This window comes from Streptococcus sanguinis (genome assembly GCF_019928825.1).
In the GTDB taxonomy this organism is placed as follows: domain Bacteria; phylum Bacillota; class Bacilli; order Lactobacillales; family Streptococcaceae; genus Streptococcus; species Streptococcus sanguinis_L.
This window is the reverse complement of the sequence record NZ_JAHZOP010000004.1, coordinates 311275-330057: the sequence shown is the minus strand read 5'-3', so window position 1 is coordinate 330057 and position 18783 is coordinate 311275. Positions and strand designations below refer to the sequence as shown.

Annotated in this window: 13 protein-coding genes and 1 pseudogene; 5 read left to right on the top strand and 9 right to left on the bottom strand. The window is 41.7% G+C overall.

What is annotated here, in order from left to right:
- Positions 1-522 (top strand): annotated as a pseudogene (locus tag K1J09_RS09640) (DNA topology modulation protein).
- A 14-nt stretch (positions 523-536) separates the two neighbouring features.
- Here the strand turns inward: K1J09_RS09640 and K1J09_RS09635 are convergent.
- The gene (locus K1J09_RS09635; RefSeq protein WP_002895666.1) at positions 537-1112 is read right to left on the bottom strand and encodes a TetR/AcrR family transcriptional regulator; all 576 of its coding nucleotides are present in this window, start codon (positions 1110-1112) and stop codon (positions 537-539) included.
- A 134-nt stretch (positions 1113-1246) separates the two neighbouring features.
- On the opposite strand from K1J09_RS09635, the gene K1J09_RS09630 reads away from it, so the two are divergent.
- Positions 1247-2089 (top strand): DegV family protein, encoded by an 843-nt coding sequence (locus tag K1J09_RS09630; protein WP_223323983.1) that lies wholly within the window; start codon positions 1247-1249, stop codon positions 2087-2089.
- Positions 2090-2192: 103 nt separating this feature from the next.
- The gene (locus K1J09_RS09625) at positions 2193-2966 is read left to right on the top strand and encodes an XRE family transcriptional regulator (RefSeq protein ID WP_223323982.1); all 774 of its coding nucleotides are present in this window, start codon (positions 2193-2195) and stop codon (positions 2964-2966) included.
- Between the two features lie 82 nt (positions 2967-3048).
- Here the strand turns inward: K1J09_RS09625 and K1J09_RS09620 are convergent, their stop codons facing one another.
- The 3 genes from K1J09_RS09620 to K1J09_RS09610 all read right to left on the bottom strand — a co-directional run bounded on the left by K1J09_RS09620 (position 3049) and on the right by K1J09_RS09610 (position 8524).
- Positions 3049-4686, bottom strand: a complete 1638-nt coding sequence (locus tag K1J09_RS09620) for a hypothetical protein (RefSeq protein WP_223323981.1) — start codon at positions 4684-4686, stop codon at positions 3049-3051.
- Positions 4676-5419 (bottom strand): ABC transporter ATP-binding protein, encoded by a 744-nt coding sequence (locus K1J09_RS09615; protein WP_002933943.1) that lies wholly within the window; start codon positions 5417-5419, stop codon positions 4676-4678. The genes K1J09_RS09620 and K1J09_RS09615 overlap by 11 nt, the downstream gene beginning before the upstream one ends.
- A 153-nt stretch (positions 5420-5572) precedes the next feature.
- Positions 5573-8524: a CocE/NonD family hydrolase gene (locus K1J09_RS09610; protein ID WP_223323980.1), complete on the bottom strand. Its 2952-nt coding sequence runs from the start codon at positions 8522-8524 to the stop codon at positions 5573-5575.
- An 89-nt stretch (positions 8525-8613) separates the two neighbouring features.
- On the opposite strand from K1J09_RS09610, the gene K1J09_RS09605 reads away from it, so the two are divergent.
- Both K1J09_RS09605 and K1J09_RS09600 read left to right on the top strand, forming a co-directional pair.
- On the top strand, positions 8614-8754 hold the full coding sequence (locus K1J09_RS09605; protein WP_223336030.1) for a hypothetical protein: 141 nt from the start codon (positions 8614-8616) through the stop codon (positions 8752-8754).
- Entirely contained in the window at positions 8705-10171 is a 1467-nt protein-coding gene (locus K1J09_RS09600) for an alpha-amylase (RefSeq protein WP_223323979.1), read from the top strand. Before K1J09_RS09605 ends, K1J09_RS09600 begins: the two co-directional genes overlap by 50 nt.
- A 44-nt stretch (positions 10172-10215) precedes the next feature.
- Here the strand turns inward: K1J09_RS09600 and K1J09_RS09595 are convergent, their stop codons facing one another.
- The 5 genes from K1J09_RS09595 to K1J09_RS09575 form a co-directional block, all read right to left on the bottom strand.
- Positions 10216-12909 carry a MucBP domain-containing protein gene (locus tag K1J09_RS09595; RefSeq protein ID WP_124764789.1) on the bottom strand — a complete coding sequence of 898 codons (2694 nt, stop codon included), beginning with the start codon at positions 12907-12909 and terminating at the stop codon, positions 10216-10218.
- Between the two features lie 12 nt (positions 12910-12921).
- A complete protein-coding gene (locus K1J09_RS09590) occupies positions 12922-14037 on the bottom strand; it encodes a glycosyltransferase (RefSeq protein WP_124764791.1) in 1116 nt (371 codons plus the stop codon).
- A gap of 97 nt (positions 14038-14134) precedes the next feature.
- The gene (locus tag K1J09_RS09585) at positions 14135-15172 is read right to left on the bottom strand and encodes a M42 family metallopeptidase (RefSeq protein ID WP_124764793.1); all 1038 of its coding nucleotides are present in this window, start codon (positions 15170-15172) and stop codon (positions 14135-14137) included.
- Between the two features lie 119 nt (positions 15173-15291).
- A complete protein-coding gene (locus tag K1J09_RS09580) occupies positions 15292-15759 on the bottom strand; it encodes an ABC transporter permease (protein WP_124764795.1) in 468 nt (155 codons plus the stop codon).
- A gap of 239 nt (positions 15760-15998) precedes the next feature.
- Complete coding sequence (locus K1J09_RS09575) at positions 15999-18419, bottom strand: SHIRT domain-containing protein (protein WP_125330980.1); 2421 nt, start codon at positions 18417-18419, stop codon at positions 15999-16001.
- Between the last annotated feature and the right edge of the window lie 364 nt (positions 18420-18783).

The window sequence follows — 18783 nt, the reverse complement described above, 5'->3', positions numbered from 1 at the left end:
ATGAAAATAGCAATTATTGGTTATTCCGGTTCTGGCAAATCCACTTTAGCAAGGCAACTGTCCAACCACTACTCCATTCCCAAACTTCACATGGATAGATTGCAGTTCCAACCTGGCTGGAAGGATAGCGACCGTGATTGGATGAGTGAACAGATGGATAATTTTTTGTCAAAAAATACCGACTGGATTATTGATGGCAACTACTCTTGGTGTTTTTATGAACGGCGGATGGCAGAAGCCGACCAAATCATCTTTCTGAACTTCTCTCGCTGGAACTGCCTCTATCGAGCTTTCAAACGCTATCTAAAATACCGAAATCGGACCAGAGAAAGCATGGCTCCCGGTTGCCCCGAAAAGTTTGACTGGGAGTTTATCTGCTAGGTTCTTTGGAAAGGACGATGTCAGACTGCACTGGCAAGATATAAGAAAATCCGACAAACCTTTCCTCAGAAATTCTACGAATTAAGAAATCAAAAAGAACTAACCGACTTCTTACAGAACCTAAAAACAAGCGAGCCCTAATGACTCACTTGTTTTTATTTGATTTTCTTTTTCTGTGGGAAAAGAGGCAGGCCTAAAGAAGCTATTTTTTCAGCTGGAACCTTCATACCGTCCTTAATCCACTTGGAAAGAACGGAAACAACTGCCGAACTCCAGAAGGAATTCATGTAAGAATTAGTTGTTTTCTTAGCATTGCGATTTCGCTTTTCCAAAAAGTCGAACACGGCCTGGGTCAGCAGCTTTTCAAAATTATAGTCAATAGCTAGACTGATAACCCGAGCTTCTTTCTTGGCTTCCTTAAAAAGAAAAAGCCAAATCTGGTACATCTCAGTTTTAAAGTTAAACTCTTCCAATTTATCCGTAATACCTTGAACAGTGTTTTTAAAAATCTCTTCCAGAATCTGCTCTTTAGAGCTATAATTGCGGTAAAATGCAGCGCGGGAAACCCCTGCTCGCTCAACCAACTCTGAAATCGTAATTTTTTTGAGTTCTTTCTTCTCCAGCAGCTGCATGAGAGAAATTTCCAGAGACTCTCTCGTGATTTGATTGGATTCCTGATTGTATTTCTTTAAATTCGCGAGTGATTTTTCCGATATTTTCTTTTCCGACATAACAATTTCTTCCCTCTTGTCTCAGCTGACAGTTTCCGCTTTCTAGTAAGCATCCTTCATGTTATAATTTTAAAAAAAGACAGGTTTTTTGTCAATTTTTTTATTGTACATACTTGACAAAAAAGGAGAAAAATATGACTTGGAAAATTATAGCTGACTCTGGCTGTGACTTTCGTGAAATGGCAAACTTGGCTAAAGACACCCAGTTTGAAAGTGTTCCCTTGACCATTCAAGTGGAAAATGAGATTTTTGTAGATGATAAGCAGCTTGATATCGATCTTATGATGGAGAAAATGTATGCTTCTTCTGCCGCTTCTAAGTCTGCCTGCCCTAGTCCAGATGACTATCTCAAAAGTTTCGAGGGAGCCGACAAGATCTTTGTGGTGACTATCACTGGAACTTTATCCGGAAGCAATAATAGTGCACAGATTGCCAAGAAAATCTTTTTGGAAGAACACCCTGATGCCCAGATTCATGTCATTGATAGTCTTTCTGCTGGCGGCGAGGTGGACTTACTTGTGACTAAACTCAATGAACTCATTCAGCAAGATCTCAGCTTTGATGAAGTCGTTGAAGTCATTAATCGCTATCAAGAGAAAACTAAGCTTCTCTTCGTTCTGGCAAAGGTAGATAACTTGGTCAAAAACGGCCGACTTAGCAAACTTTTGGGAACCGTTGTCGGCTTGCTCAATATCCGTATGGTCGGTGAAGCTAGCCAGACTGGCACGCTAGAGCTTCTGCAAAAGGCACGCGGTCCGAAAAAAGCTCTTGCTTCTGCAATCGAAGAGCTCCTCAAAGCTGGTTACAAGGGTGGCCGACTCATCATCGCTCACCGGAATAACGAAAAGTTCTGCCAGCAATTTAGCCAACTGGTACAAGAAAAGTATCCACAAGCTCAAATCGAAATGGTGCCGACTTCAGGACTCTGCAGCTTCTATGCTGAGGAAGGTGGAATCTTAATGGGCTACGAAATTTAATACAATATCTAAAAAGTAAAGGATTAGGCTGAGATAATTGACCTAATCCTTTACTTTTTCGATTTAATTCGCTATAATTGAAACAAGTAAAGGAGTTGATATTATGGCCAGAGGAAGAGGCGCCGCAAGCCCCCAAGATAAGGAAGCAAGTCTTCTTATTTCTAAAAAGCTCAAAGAACTTCTCAAGGAAACAGGTAAAAAACAAGTCGAACTATCTCGTGAAACAGGCATTCCTGCTAGTACACTGACTGGCTATATCAAAGGGACATCTCTGCCTATCGCAGCCAATTTAGAAAAGATTGCAAGATTTTTTGAGGTAGAGGTTGAAGAAATCGACCCTCGTTACCGACTAATCGCTGACATCCCTCAACAGTTCCCCGAATTAAATCGTATTTATCAACAACTTGACCAAGACAGACAGGAACAAGGATTAAAGCTGCTGGAAACCAGCCTGGCTGAACAAGAAACACAAGCTAGCTTAAAGGATGGCTACTTCCCCTACTTGGTCTATGAAAACTACTACCTCTCTCAGCATAAACCAGATCAGGCTGATTTGGTCTGGCTGGACAGAGAAATTGACTACGATATTGCTCTTTGGGTACGAACAGACTCTCTGGAGCCCAAGTACCCGAGAGACTCTGTAGCGCTAATCAAGCAGACTCATTTCGAGCTTGCCGGTGCTATCTATGCCATTGACTATGACGGCCAAACCATTATTAAAAGGGTTTTCAATGATCCAACAGGAATTCGCTTAATTTCTCTTAATAAAAAATACAGCGATAAGTTTATCCCGCATGAGGAAGAGCCTAAACTGATCGGTCGAGTCATGGCGACTTTCATGCCACTGGATGTAGAAAAAATAAAGAAAAACAAATAACAGTTCTGCAAATGTACAGAGCTGTTATTTTTATGATTATCAGTCAAAAAATCAGAAAGTCTTTCGACTTCCTGATGCTTGTTTAATAAAATACTGCTAACTCTTCATTCAGCTTTTTCATGTAGTGTTTGTGGACTATGTAAGACAACACAGCTAAGCCTGCTAAAACTAGAGCGACTATCGTATAAATTACCAGGGGCGCAAGAACATTGGATATAAAGAAGAGAAGAGTAATGACAATCAACATTCCTAAAATCAGAGCGATAGCTAGAAGAGTTTTCACCATATTGTTATCTCGGCTCATCAATTCTGTGACATTGGACCAATTGGTCACCAGATGCTTATAGTCTCGGTAGTAACCCCAAGAACTCCACATTAGACTAATCAAGGCCCAAACAATCACCATGCCCAAGAAAGTCATTGGATGCATACCGGAAACAAGGCTGGTTATCAAGAGCAAGGTCAAAGGCAGGATAGACTGGACGGCAAAGAGCTGCCAAAACTTCAGATGAATATACTGCTTCAAATCAAAGGGGAGAACCTTGAGATAATCAAAATTTTCCCTTTCCAGAGAAATCCCAATAGCCGTAAGGTTGCTGCCACCTGAGTTTAGTGTTGCAATCAAAACAGCCAGGGCCATCATTGGTAAGAGGAAACGTGGTCCCAGATAAGGAGTCAAAGACAGGCCGCCTTGTATCATGCCCAGTCCCATACTGAAAATGACAATGTAAGGGAGAAAGGCCGACATAAAGATGGCCTGCATAATGACAGAACCCTCGCTCAAGAGCCTGATATTGTAGCGCCAGACAAACTTTTTGAGATTTTTTGCTTCCGCAATATTGATGTCATGCACGCGCTCCCGCTTTCCTACTGAGGAACCCGTCATGAGAGCTGCCTCATAAAACTCTGGAATCACCTTGGTCTTTACGATGAAAAATAGAAGAGCTGCAACTGCCACCCATCCCAAAAATCCCAGCAAGGAAGCTGTATGAAAAGGATGAAGAATAAAATCATAAAAAGCTTGAACTGGCGGGAAGAAAGCTTTGACCTCTGTACGATTTATGACGCTTCTGCTGTTCATTTGATTAATCATAAAATAGAGGAAAAAGGATCCGACGGAAACAAGAGCCAGAATGACATTGGACAGGATGGTCTTGTACTTCCTGAAAAATGCTGTCTTGGTAATAAAATGGACGGCAATCAAAATCAGAAAGGTGATAACTGAACTTAAAATCAGAATAGCAAGCAGAGCCAAGGGCAGCCCCAAGAAAGGATTACCACCTTGAAAAGCCAAAACCAAGAAATAACTAAACATAGGAAGAATGGCAATCAGCAAGGTCAGAATAACTGAAATGCTTTTGCCGACGATGATTTCTGCTTCGCTAAAAGCATAGGGACGGTAAGATTGCAAGTCCTTGCTTTCATAAAATACATTGTAAAAGACCAGAAAGCCCTGAGACATAGAAAAAAGAGCAAAAGCAGAAACCAAATTGGCAAAGAGACCAGGATTACCAACCAGTTGGTTCAGGGAGCCCATCAAACCGAAAAGAAAGAGATAGACCAGTCCTAAGATCAGATACATGCGGATAGCCTTCAGCGATACATTGACCTTGCGCTCAGGATTCTTAGCTTGCATCTTGCGGTACTGCTGCAGCTGAGACGGCTGAATGGCATAGAGAATGTTGATATCAACAAGTTTTTTTATAGCTTTAATGCGCATCAGGACTCACCTCTTCTCTACGGCCTGCCAGACCAAGATAGATGGTTTCAAGAGACTGTTCTGGATGTTGGCCTTTTAGTTCTTCAATGGTTCCATAGAAAATCAATTTCCCTTTTTTGAGAATAGCTACCTTATCACAGAGCTGCTCTGCAACTTCCAAGACATGGGTTGAAAAGAGAACTGTATTTCCTTTATCTGCATGCTCCCGCATCATCTGCTTGAGGTCAAAAGCTGCCTGCGGATCAAGACCCGTCAGCGGCTCATCCAGCACCCAAATATCCGGGTCAGACAAAAGCGCAGCTATGACAAAAACTTTTTGCCGCATCCCATGAGAGAATGAATCAATGACCTCATACCGATGAGAGCCAAAGTCGAAAAGATGGAGCAGATTTCCCAATCGCTCTTCTACTTCAGCATTTGTCATATCGTAAGAAGTCGCTACCAGTTCCCAAAACTCATTGGCAGTTAGACGCAAAAATAGATCTGGTGAATCAGCTACATAGCCAATTTTTTTCTTGATTTCCAAGCGATTAGCGGATAATTCTTTCCCATCCACAAAAATCTGACCACTGCTAGGATTGATAACACTGACCAATGACTTAATGGTAGTAGATTTTCCGGCGCCATTGTGACCAATCAGACCGACGATTTCTCCGCTTTGCAAGGTCAGATTCAACTGATTGAGAGCTACCGTTCCTTCATAAACTTTAGTGACATCTTTAAATTCAATCATAAGAGAGCTCCTTTACCGATTTCTATACAGATTAGTATACTCTTTTTGCGGCTTTTTGTCTCGTCTCTGCCTAAGGTCGGATACAAGATAAAGCTAAAAGCAGCTAGAACTTCATCTAACTATGAAGTTCTAGCTGCTTTTTGAACAGAACCACTAACGTTGTGAGTATTTCTTTGCTAAACTAGATAAGCCTAGTGTGCTGACCAGCAGAGTCAGGCCAAGATGTAGGATTCCCTTATCTGAATTGCTTCCGGTTTTAGGTAAGGCAGCTGGAGCTTGCTGCTTGCTTATCTTCTGAACTTTTCCTACTGCCTGATCATAATGTTCTGCATAGTGAACCGCTAACTGAACTGACGGAACTTCTCCGCCTTCCTCGCTATCTAAGATATACTCAGGAACTTCTAAAATTGCTGGTGCGACTAATTTTGCACCAATAATCTCTGGTAGAGCTGCATAAGCTGTATCAAGAGCATTCGGTACATAGTTCGCCTTTTGCAGACGACTAGCTTCCAAAGTAGGTATTAGGGCACTGATGGAGTCCGTCTTGAAAGTCACTTCATATTGACGATCAATCGTGAGGTCGCTTGGGTCATAAGTGTTGAAAACCAGAGCAAGCTTATGGCCTTTTTTCACCGTATAGAGATTAGGCTGCAAATAGACTGTATAGTCGTGGAATTGACCAATTTGAGGAACAATACTATTTTGCGAGCTAGACGGTGTATAGCCCGACTCTGGATTAGCCAGATTGACCCATCCTTTGGCAATGACTTTGTATTTGGTTTTGACAGTCGCAAAATTTTTGATATCCATATTGCTGAGATTGCTGCCCATCCAGAAGCCATCTTTCTGACTTTCATCACTGGCTGCGCCGTTTCCAACCACATCAAACTCTTGGTCTGATACATCTACTAGGAGAGCATTGACCTGCAGATTATTGCCACCCCCCTTTGCCAGAGCCGCCTTGAAATGGACTGGGATATGTCCTTTAATGGTCATATCCTCTTTGACATCTGTCATAAAGGTCAAATTAGCTTTAGAAGAAGCTTTGCTAACCGCTTCATCACGCTTGCTGGTATCAATCCCCGCTCCCGCATAGTCACTGGAAATCGTTTCTTCTAAGCGCTTGGACTGAGCTGTCAGAATCAAACGATTACTGCTTTTCCAATCATCATAACTGGTCCATTTATTGGGATCATAGTTATTTTGTGCTAAAACAGCAGGAAGTTTGCTGACATCATTTTCTACATCATAAAGGTAATGAGAGAACCAGGTATTGAGTAAGTCATAAAAATCTTGCTTGTTAGCTGTAATACCAAAACCTCTTGATACGGCAGCTGGATTGATATGATTTCCTTGGTGAAGATAAAGTTTCACATCTTGACCGGCTTTTTTTAGCGCATCATACATGAGCTCAAAGTGTTTGGTTTTGACATTGTCATCATTCAAACCATGAACTAGCAGGGCACTTGTTTTTATCTTTTCTGGATGCAGTGTATAATCCCGTTCCTGCCAAACCGGACTGTAGTTGCGGCCGTGGGCATTCTGGTCCTTATTTAACTGATTAATGTAGTCAGCATACTTGTTACTGATAGCAGCCCAATCTTTTTGATCCAGCAACCGTGTAGCAACATAGAGCGACAGCCAAGATAAATCACTGTAGGGCGGATTGGTGTAAGCCGACCCTTGACTATTGAAATAATCATACCAGCTGGCAATTCCAGCTGCTGGAACAATGGTTTTCAAGCCTTCAACGCCAGTCGTTGCCACACCGAAAGTTGTCGTACCAGCCCAAGATAGACCAGTCATACCGACCTTGCCATTAGCCCAGTCGGCCTTGATTTCGATATTATTAGTCCTATCTGTGTAGGCCGTTCGTTTACCATTGATCCATTCGACAATATTTTTAAATGCTTCAATTTCTAAATCAGAGCCAGTTGTATTAAAACCTTCAGAACCTTTGGTTCCTAGACCAGCGCTAGAAACAAAGGCATAGCCTCGGACGAGGAAATAATCATACCAGTTCAAGTTTTCATAGTCATAAATCCCCTCATATGGACTGTAATAATACCAAGCCGATGACATTGCTCTTTTTGCTGCATCAATACTGCTCATGCTAGAAACTGGCTGGCGCTTAGCTGGCTGATTGCGCAGGCTCTTCATGTCATAAGAACCGTTTGTCGGCAGATTGAGACTTTCTAGCGTCACATGGTCTTCGTCCAAGGTTCCAGCGACATAGGGACGAGCTTCCAAGATTGTCGCAGCCTTATAATCACCCTTAGCAACTGCTTTAGGAAGCTGCACAATAGCCTTAACTAAATCTCGCTTACCGTCGCCATCCGTATCGTAGTCAGTCTCTACATAGACTGGGAAACGAACAATCTCACTGCCTTCATAAGTATACTCCTCATATCTGTCTTCACCACTACTATATGGAAAAATTGGCTGTGAACGACCATTTAAAAAGAGGGGCTCTTTCTTTTCGGAGCGATAAGCATCATGCAGTCGCTTGGCAACCAAATACATAGATTGCAGATTAGCACCCTGGACACTGGCTGTCAAATCAGCCTCTTTTTCAATCATCCCCAGACTCTTTGCAAGATTTGCTCTATCCTCGGCACTGCTCCCCAACTGAGAATCACTGACTGCTGCCCACTTGAGTAACTCATCCACAGCCTCTTGCAGGGTTATTTCCTTATCTGAGAGGGAAGGATTTGAAAGAACGCCAGTATAGGCAGATAAATCTTGGCCTTTCACAGCAGTTGAGGCAGCGGAGGGTGCTGAGCTGACATCTTTAGCCAAAGCAAGAAGCTCCTGCTCCTGCGCTGGGCTAAGGCTAGGTACCGTTCCCTCAGCCGCAAGCGGTGCCTTGTCTTGCTTTTCCTGCACCGAATCTTCTGAAGAAGTCTGATTTGAAGTTTCTACTGCCGTTGACTCTTGGTCCTTGGAGCCAGTTTCAGAAGCCTTTGCAACTGTTTCTGTCTTGAGATTGTCCGTGCGCTCGCTGCTAGCTTGAGTCGCCTCATCCGCCTGAACAGCTTGCGCCAATACCAAAGGTGCAAGTAACAAACTTGGTAGGAGTAATGTAACTAGTCTTTTCTTTCTCATAAAGACACCTTTCTTTAGATAAAATCTTTTATAATAAGTCCATTATACTATGTAAGCGCTTTTATTTCAATCTATTCTATCTTTTATCTATGAAAGATGTCAAAATATCTATAGAAGCAGAAAGACGCAAACGATTGCGCCTTTCTGCTTCTTTTGGTACAATAAAGCCAATCAGTGAGAATGAAGAGGAAAATTTATATGGAAAACCAAACCTTAATGCAGTATTTTGAATGGTATCTGCCAGATGATGGTCAGCATTGGAATCGCTTGGCAGAAGATGCACCAAACTTAGCAGCGAAAGGAATTCGCAAAGTCTGGATGCCACCAGCCTTCAAAGGAACAGGCTCTAATGACGTCGGCTATGGTGTATACGACCTTTTTGATTTGGGTGAATTTGATCAAAAAGGGACCGTCCGCACCAAGTATGGATTGAAAGAAGAATACCTCCGAGCGATTGAAGCACTTAGCCAGAACGGTATCGAAGCTATTGCAGATGTAGTCCTCAATCACAAGGCCGCAGCAGATTACAAAGAGCGTTTTACTGTTGTTGAAGTTGATCCTAACGACCGCACAAAGGTCTTGTCAGAACCTTTCGAGATCAAAGGATGGACTAAGTTTGTCTTCCCAGGCCGCAATAAAACATACAATGACTTCGAATGGCACTGGTATCACTTCACCGGCACTGACTATGATGCAAAAAACAACAAGTCAGGCATTTTCCTCATTCAAGGGGACAATAAAGGTTGGGCAGATGATGAGTTAGTAGACAATGAGAACGGCAACTACGACTATCTAATGTATGCGGATATTGATTTCAAGCACCCTGAAGTCATCCAAAATCTATACGACTGGGCTCATTGGTTCATTGAAAGCACTGGTGTACATGGATTTCGCTTAGATGCTGTCAAGCACATCGATTCTTTCTTTATGAAGAATTTCATCCGCGATATTACTGAAAAATACGGTGAAGATTTCTATGTCTTTGGGGAATTTTGGAATAGCGATGAGAAGGCCAATAACGATTATCTAGAAAATATTGACTACCGCTTTGATCTAGTCGATGTTAAACTTCATCATAATTTATTTGATGCCAGCAAATCTGGAGCAGACTATGACCTACGAACTATTTTTGACCAAACACTTGCAAAAAATCACCCCGAATCAGCTGTGACCTTTGTGGATAATCACGATACTCAGAGAGGTCAGGCTTTAGAGTCTACAGTTGAAGAATGGTTCAAGCCTGCGGCCTATGCTCTCATACTTCTAAGAGAAGCCGGATTGCCTTGCGTCTTTTACGGAGACTACTATGGCATTAGCGGAGAATTTGCCCAAGAGAGCTTTCAAGAGGTATTGGATAAACTCCTAGATATCCGCCTCAATCTTGCTTATGGTGAGCAGACCGACTACTTCGACGATGCCAACTGTATCGGCTGGACTCGTCAAGGCAAGGAGGATGGTCAACCCATCGCTGTCCTTATCAGCAATGACCAAGCAGCTAGCAAATCCATGCTAATTGGCACAGAATGGGCAGGCAGAGAATTCAGTGACTATCTAAGCAATAGCTCCCAAATCGTAACCATTGACGATCAAGGCTGGGGAGAATTCCCTGTGGAGGAAAAATCAGTAAGTGTCTGGAGTGTTAAATAGGTCACAGAAAAAATATGAAAAAGAAAAATAAGACCAAATTGGCCTTATTTTTTTCGTTCTTTCTTGGAATATAGTAAGCTAAAGGAAGCCAAAAGGCTGATAATTGCTGCTCCCAAGAATGATGAATTTGTGTTTCCAGTATTTGGTAATTGATGTTTGGACACTCGAGATAGAACTGGACTGGTCTCAGATTTTTCAACCCTTACAGGACTCTTCTGCTCAGAAGTTTCTGTTCCCAAAGGTGTTTGAGTATGCGTTTTTGGCTTGTAAACATAAGTGCGAACGCCATTGGCATCTGATACAGAAACGAATCCATACTCCTCAATAGTCTTAGCATCTAGCAAACCAAATTCCTCAGCTGCTAAAGGTCTTCCTTCTACATCTACAAAGCGAGTGATTTCAATAGCCGGCTTGTCCACAATCGGAGCTTCTGACGGTACTTCATGCACGCTGGCACGATAGACATGAGTGCGAATGCCTTCTTCGTCGCTGCTTGACTGGAAGTCAAAGCCGGAAATACTCTTAGACGCTACCAAACCGTGCTCAGAGTCTGACAGCTCTTGACCACTTTCATCTACAAAGCGGGTCATTTCCATGACTGGCTTGTCCACAATCGGAGCATCTGACGGTACTTCATGCACGCTGGCGCGATAGACATGCGTGCGAATGCCGTCCTCGTCAGTACTGGACTGGAAGTCATAGCCGGAAATACTCTTAGAAGCAACTAAACCGCGCTCTGGGTCTGATAATTCTTGACCTGATTCATCTACAAAGCGGGTCACCTCCAAGACTGGCCGTTCTTCTCTTGGAGCGTCTGACGGTACTTCATGTACAATGGCGCGATAGACATGAGTACGAATGCCGTCCTCGTCGCTGCTTGACTGGTAGTCATAACCAGCGATAGTCTTAGAAGCTACTAAACCGCGCTCTGGGTCTGATAATTCTTGACCTGATTCATCTACAAAGCGGGTCATTTCCAAGACAGGCTTGTCCTCGCTTGGTGCATCATTTGGAAGCTGGAACTGGCTGAGTTCATACTTATAGACGATTTCTTTGGTTCTTCCCGATTCATACTCTCCCGATTCATCATCATAGTATGCTAGCCGAGATTTATAAGTATAGAGCTTGTTATTATAGGAAATTAGAGGTTTAGGGCTGACTGTGTATCTGGTCGTACCTGGTTGCTCATCCTTAATAGGGTTAGCAATTGCATGCCCCTGCTCGTCTTGGTAACGGACAAGAACCTTGCCCGGTCCGATCTCTCTCTCATTAACCTTCTTAACATCTGAAACTTTAAAGACGAAGCCTTCAGCTTTGACCGTTCTAAAAGCTGCATCTATGCCCTTTTGGTTAATTTCTAAGCCAAGTAATGTCTTACCTCCCCTGTAAAAAGTTGGTTCAACAGATTTAAGTCCACCATCAGGCGTCTCAATTAAATTATGTACACCCTCAATTTGGATCGTATAGTCTCTATCGATATAATAGCGAGTCCTGTCATGAGGTTTCATCAGATACAGTTTGTAGTGGAAGGTTTTAATATTGTTTTCACCAAACCAAGGTGGCATTACAGTCGGATTATTGCCCAGCCAGTCGATATACACTAGGTCGTTATATTTTTCTAATCCCATACGATCTAGTCGAAAAATTCTACCAATTTGAGACTCAGTGAAACGATAATTGTGTTGTCTCCATGGTGCATTGGGTTCTCTATAACCAAAGGCTAAGGGATCCGTATCTCGTGTATCAAGCAATCCAATCTTTAGATTCGTATTGTAATTAGGGACATCAAAATCAATTTCCTTTTGATTAATAACAATTTTCTGAAAGTACGGATTAATAGGTACTCGTTCAGCCAATCTCCTTTCACTAGGATACGCATCAACTCGGAACATATCTGGATTTTCAGAATATATTTGCCTTATCTCTTTCATAGATAAAATCCTACGATCTGACTCAGGCAGATATTTTCTAGAAAAAGCTTCTTCATAGGTTATCCCATCCCATTTTGATGGAGTATACGCTGTCCTCAAAAACACTCTTTTGGGCATAGATTCATCAACTGTCAAATCCAATTCGGAGCGTGGAATAATAGCCTTTGGTATTTTAGCTACTTCTTCTGGAGTTGGATTTACATTCAATATAGACTCCCACTTATTCAAAAAGAAAAGGGCTGTATTCTTTTGGATAAATGACTCCCAACTAGATACTCTTTTTGATGGAACTTGTCTAAAATCCTCATCTCTAACTAGATTTAAATTTTCTACTTCTTTTAAGTCAATGTATTTAAAAACACCATCTATCTTGCGTATAGCATAAGCATGATCATACTTTTTTGCTGCTTCTTCTATTTGCTCTACTGACTGTATCTCTGGCATGACAGATGTCATGGTTGCAGCCTTAGTTATTTCATAGCTCTCTTCCTGAGTATGATAGTCATAAAATTCTTGAGCTAACTGTTTGATTTCAGGCGTGACTTGGGCTGCGCCATTTTCTCCTTGTTCCGAGATACTTAGACCAGAAGGTCCCTCTACTGGTGTATTTTTGATTGTACCATCATTTGGCAGTTCTTGAGTGATAGGAGGAGTCGACTGATTATTCTGGACTTGATTCCCCTCTGTTTCACTAATTACCTCCTCAGCCTGCACAGTCACTGCCATTGTCCCAGCAAGCAGTAAAGACAGAGGAATTGGGACTAATTTCATTCCCAGTTCTACTTTTTTCCCTAAACTCTTTTTCATATTATTCTCCTTTTAATCTCCTATTTTTGACATTTTAAAAACTTTTTCCCATAGATTGACTAGTAATTCTTTGTGATAACGATTGGCAAGTTCTTTAGATCTTGCCGAAAATTCCCCCCATTCTTTTTCTCCAAATTGGCTAAATCGCTCTAGATGGAGAATATATTGATTAGCGTCATTCTGCGGTATCAGCCAGCCATTCTCTCCATGCTTAATATAAGCGCGATTTGCATAACGCACATCCAAACCTATCAGAGGTAAGCCATTAACTAGAGCTTCGTAAAGAGATGTCGCAAAGGCTTCCGATAGGGATGAGCTGATATAGGCATCATAAGCCTGATAAGACACCTGAGACTGATAGCCCTTAAAATGAACCATATCTTCCAAATCATTGAGCTGAACGACATCTTGCAGCATGGCCATATCTGGACCATCTCCATAGATATCTAATCTAAATTGCTCATACCCTTTAAATTTGAGCAAAGCCATGATTTTCAGCAATAACAGAACATTTTTCTCCTCAGACAAACGACTGACTGTCACCAGACGAATATCCTCTGGATCAAAGACTCTCACTCTTGGATATTGAATCACTTGATCCGCATAGGTTGTTGGAATAAAGAGGGCCTTATCCCTCATCTTTTGAGGCAGATAAGACTCTTGGCCTTCCCCAACCAAAATCAAAGAGTCTAACACATCCTGATCCAGCCAGCTCATCACCTTTTTATTTAACTCTTGTCCGAGGGCAATCATATGATCCTGATGAAGGACGCGACCTACATGAAAATCTTGCTCACGTCTCAAGAGAACATTTTCTGGAATATCCAAACGCTCCATCATCAGCCAGTCTTCTGGCTCAAGCTCCTCCTCAGCAAACTCCTGCAGACTCCTGCCGGCTAATTCTATGCCCAGAAAACGAACTTTACTCCTATCGATTCCCAAGGCTTCATAACTATCCAGCACAAGCTGCCTAGAAGAGGCATTAGCATATATATCTGTATCTGCTTTAGAAACCCACAATTCATAAGGAACTTTCATTTCTTCAAAAAGCTCAAATCGATTGCGGAGGGCAATGTCAATCCCAAATGCCCTAGAACGGATACAAGCATCCACACAAACTACTTTCATTTTCTCCCTTTTAACCTAAAGTAATTCTATATAACAATATCTCACAACTTACAATTTTATGCAAGCGTTTCAGATGATTTTTTTAAAATTTGATTTCTCACTCCACTAAGCCACTTCTTAGATAAGCGTCCACCATTCGCTCTGTCGCAACAACTGAATCAATATGGGTACGCTCATAAGAGTGGCTGGATTCGATGCCAGCGCCTAGCAGAGCATGCTTGACTTCTGCTCCTGCGCTCATTGCTGCAGAGGCGTCTGACCCGTAAAATGGATAGATGTCCAGTTTGTAGGGAATGTCCTGCTCCTTAGCCAAATTTACCAAATGCTGACGGAAGCCATAGTGATAAGGTCCTGATGCATCCTTGACACAGATGGAAACCGTATACTCATCTGTCTGCTGGTCGTCACCCATAGCCCCCATATCAACAGCCAGATACTCCACCGCTTGCTCCGGCAGACTGGAGTTAGCCCCATGACCAACCTCTTCAAAGACACTGAAAGCAAAATGAGTAGTCACCGGCAGCTGAATATTTTCCTCTTTATAAACGCGCAAAAGATTGAGCAAAATAGCTGCGCTGATCTTGTCATCCAGAAAGCGGGACTTGATAAAGCCTGACTCGGTAACAGTGGTACGCGGATCAAAGGAAATAAAATCCCCGACTTCGATTCCTAAATCTCGAGTTTCTTTCTCACTTGTCACCTTTTCATCCAAACGGACTTCCATATTGTCCTGAGTTCGCTCAACCGTCCCAGCATCCTTATAGACATGGCAAGATGTCTGGTGAACTAAGATAGTCCCACTGATAGTCTTACCATTGCTAGCCACATGGACTAGACAGTTTTCTCCTTCAATCATGTTCCAAGGGAAACCACCAATCCGATCCAGCTTGAGACGACCGTCAGATTTAACAGCCCGAACAATAGCTCCCAGTGTATCCACATGGGCAGTCACCACCCGATGCTGGGCATCATTTTCACCCTTAACCACAACATGAACGCCGCCTTTATTGGTCCGGACAGGCTCATAGCCCAATCCTTCCAGCGTTTTTACTAGATAGTCTGCCACCTCAGCCGTAAAGCCTGTTGGGGAAGGGATAGCCGTTAATTCTTGTAAATATTGAACAGTTTGATTCATGAATGTCTCCTCATCGTTTTTCTTTATTATAGCACAAAGAAAGCCTGAGCAAATAGATTTTCAGCAGGCTTTTAATGATTAAGTGCAATAAAAACTCCTCAATTACTATCGCTGTACCGCTAAACTTTCTTCTCCTGGACTTCAATCTTTTGCAACTCCCAAAAGAAGAGATTGCCCAACAATCCTAAGAGAAAAAGCAAGAGAGGAATGGCATAAGGTGCTAGGGGATTATAAGCTTCTCCAGCACTAATTTTCATCTGTGGGCCGTATGGAGCTATCAACTGATAATAATTAAGACCGCAAAACAAAATCGAAAAGAAAAAGATAGAAAAGTAAAGACGATAGAGATGCCCTAGCAGCTGTCCTTTGAATAAATAAGTAACTTCCCCCATCAGTGTTGCAAAATTCATAACAGCAACTACAAAATAAGCAATGACAACAGGAACTAAAAAAAGAAAAAGGTAAAGATAACCATAAGCAACCCCCGGTTCTGGCTCAATTCCCCAATAACCGTACTGAAAAACCAGTAGATACAAAACTAGGGGCAAAAAAAGAATCACCCTAAACTTCTTATTTTTCATCAACATCTCCCTTTAAATAAAGAAACTTTTTCTTATTTTATTATAACAAACCTTCTTTATAAAACAAGTATTCACTGAATGTCAAAATAAGGTCAGAAAATATTAGTCACCGTAAAAACAGCCATTCAAATGACTGCTTTCTTTAGAGTTTATATGTTTAACCGTCAGCACATTATCTAGAATAGGTGGTGACAAACACAAGAAAAAATCATCTCAGCGAGCTGAGATGATTCGTTTAGCTAAAACTAATTAGCTTTTTTGAAACGATAAACAAGAGCTGATAAAAGAATCAGAGCAAATCCTGCTGCTATCGCAAAGATAGATGTTTCACTGCCAGTTTTCGGCAAAACTTTTTTGCCAGTTGCTGATCCAGTAACATCTTTTCCATCTTTATCTGATGAATTACCTGGGGTTCCATTTTTCGAACCGCCTGGTTTATCACCAGATGATGACGGTGGTGGTGTCGAATCTGAAGAAGATGGTGGTGGTGTTGGTCCTTGTGGACGTCTAGCTTCAAATGTCCATGTGCCTGTAAATTTGACATCTGAGCCTGCAATAGTTTTACTATCCGCGTCATATTTAAGGAATTTCCAAGTACCTCCAGTTACTTCAATAGAATCCTTAGCTGGCTGAACCGCTTGAACTGCAGTACCATCTGTGTATTCATTGGCATCGGTCGGCAACAATTCTGTTACCTCTGCTGGTAAGGCGCGATTCGGATCTGCGCTTACAAATTCATACGTCACCTTATATTTCGGCGCTGGAGTGAAATTCCATTTACCAGTAAATTTAAGGTCCTTATCCGCAACAGTCTGTGCATTCGTTTCTGCATAGCCTTCGAAAGTCCATGTGCCTTCAGTAACTGTAACACTTGTTTTAGCAGGCTGCTTAGCGTCTACATTAGTACCACTAGTGTAGCGATTAGTATCTGCTGGAAGCAAATCCGTTACTTCTTTTGGCAGGTTTGGATAGGCTGGGTTAGAGCTGAGAAACTCATAGCTGACACCATAGTCTTTATAACTGTTGGTGAATGTTGGATTGTTACCTGCGACAGCAGCTTCCAATTTAGCATTGTTTTCAGTCACTGTGACAGTCACAGTATGTTCTTTACTGTCATACGTTACTCCAGCTTCATTTCCAGCTACTTCTGTCAGCTTGTAGGTATAAGTCCCTTCTTTATCATAGTTGATTTCAGGAAACTTGATATCACCATTAGCATCATTTGTTGCTTGATGTTCCACGTTATTTCCGCCAACCTCAGTCAGCTTGAAAGTGTACTTACCAGCTTCAAGTGCTTTACCATCCAGAACTTTCTTAGCGGTAATCGCTGCAGTTGCTGGCTCTAACTTGTATGTATTGGTGAAAGCATCACGGTCATAGGTAACCGCTGCTGTCTTAACGCCGTTGTTGTCTGTTACAGTAACAGTAACATTGATGTCTGAATTGGCATCATTTGTCACACCCGGCAGATTGCTTGCTCGTTCACGAATGACATAGTTAAAGGTTCCCTCATTTTTGAAACGAAGTTTCTTAAAGGTTACGGCACCGTTTTTGTTTGTTACCGTTTGAACAACTTTGTCGTTGTCATCCTTATTGATCAAATCAAAAGTAAATTCACCATCTGCCAAATTGCGGCCAGTCAATTCCTTTTTGACTTTGAAGATAACTTCATCAGAACGGGTACCTTCCCCGACACCATCAAGTGTTGTCAAAGGCGCGAATGGACGTGCTAACAAATCAGGCATCTTTTGCCCATTAGATGTAACGGTTACATCGTTAAAGGCTTTTTTGGTTACCTTATCTACTGGCTCAGTCAAACGAGTCCGGTAGATAACATAAATACCTCTTCCACTCAAATCCCCAGCATTAACTGTGAAATGATTGGAGTCTGTAATTGAAACGACATCGCTTGGGTTAAAGGATTTACGTGTGCCAGAAGCACCTTCCCACTCAGTAAAGTAGTAACCTGTAATCCCTGAATCTTCATCCAGCTCTTGACCTTCTGGAATAGCGTCCTCAATGACAACTTGACCAAGATTTTGGACATCACGATTGACACGGATACGCCAGTTGACGTAGTTTGGATCCTTAGAATCCTGAACACCCCACTTGGAATACCCCTGAGGTTCTTCATCAACCTTGATACGCTTCAGCCTATAGGTTCTAGCACCTGGGAAATTAACTTCTTGCTCTTGGTCATAAGGCATATTATCAGCCCAAACCACTGTGAAAGAAGATTGAATACGCTTGGTATCTGGCATTTTCGCAAAATACTCAGCATTTGTGACAGTAATGGTCGCTGTATTGGTAACAGGATCTGTCACCAACTTGGCAACAACAGTACCATCCGGTGCACTTATGTTTTCCTCCAAAGTTCGCTCAATTTTGAACTGTGATGGAACACGATAAACCATGGTATCACCATTATTTAATACTTTGCTATCCTCAAATGTATAGGTCGGAGCAATGTAAAATTTACCTTCACCGTAGCCTGTATCCTTTAAAGGATTAGTATTAATAGTGACATCTGTAGTTAGCTGATAATCACTTTCACCTAACTCTGCAGCAGAAACCCTAGGACTTGAGCTTAACAAGGGAAGAAAGGTTGATACCAAAAGCAGCAAAGTCATCAGAGCATGAGACACTTTATGATAAGTTTGTTTCACCTTGAATGCGGTCCTCCTTCTTTTTATATTTTATTTTAGACAAATGCTGGCAGGCACACCATCACCTGTCTACCCCCTCATTTTCAGCCGATTTTAAATCAAGATTTATTACCAAACTAAAAATGATAGTACTCGTATATGATAAGCAAATATGACATATACATATCAATTATAACATAAAAATTATAATTTACGCCTTGTAAACTGCAATTTTTATTATCATTTTTCTATTCTTTGTCTACTTTCATTACAAAAAAGTTACAAATTATTTTTTTAATCAAACTCGGATGGATTATTATTGTTTTATTAGAAATAAATAGCAGAAAAAATACCAAGACTATAAAGAGTCTAGGTATTTTTAAAT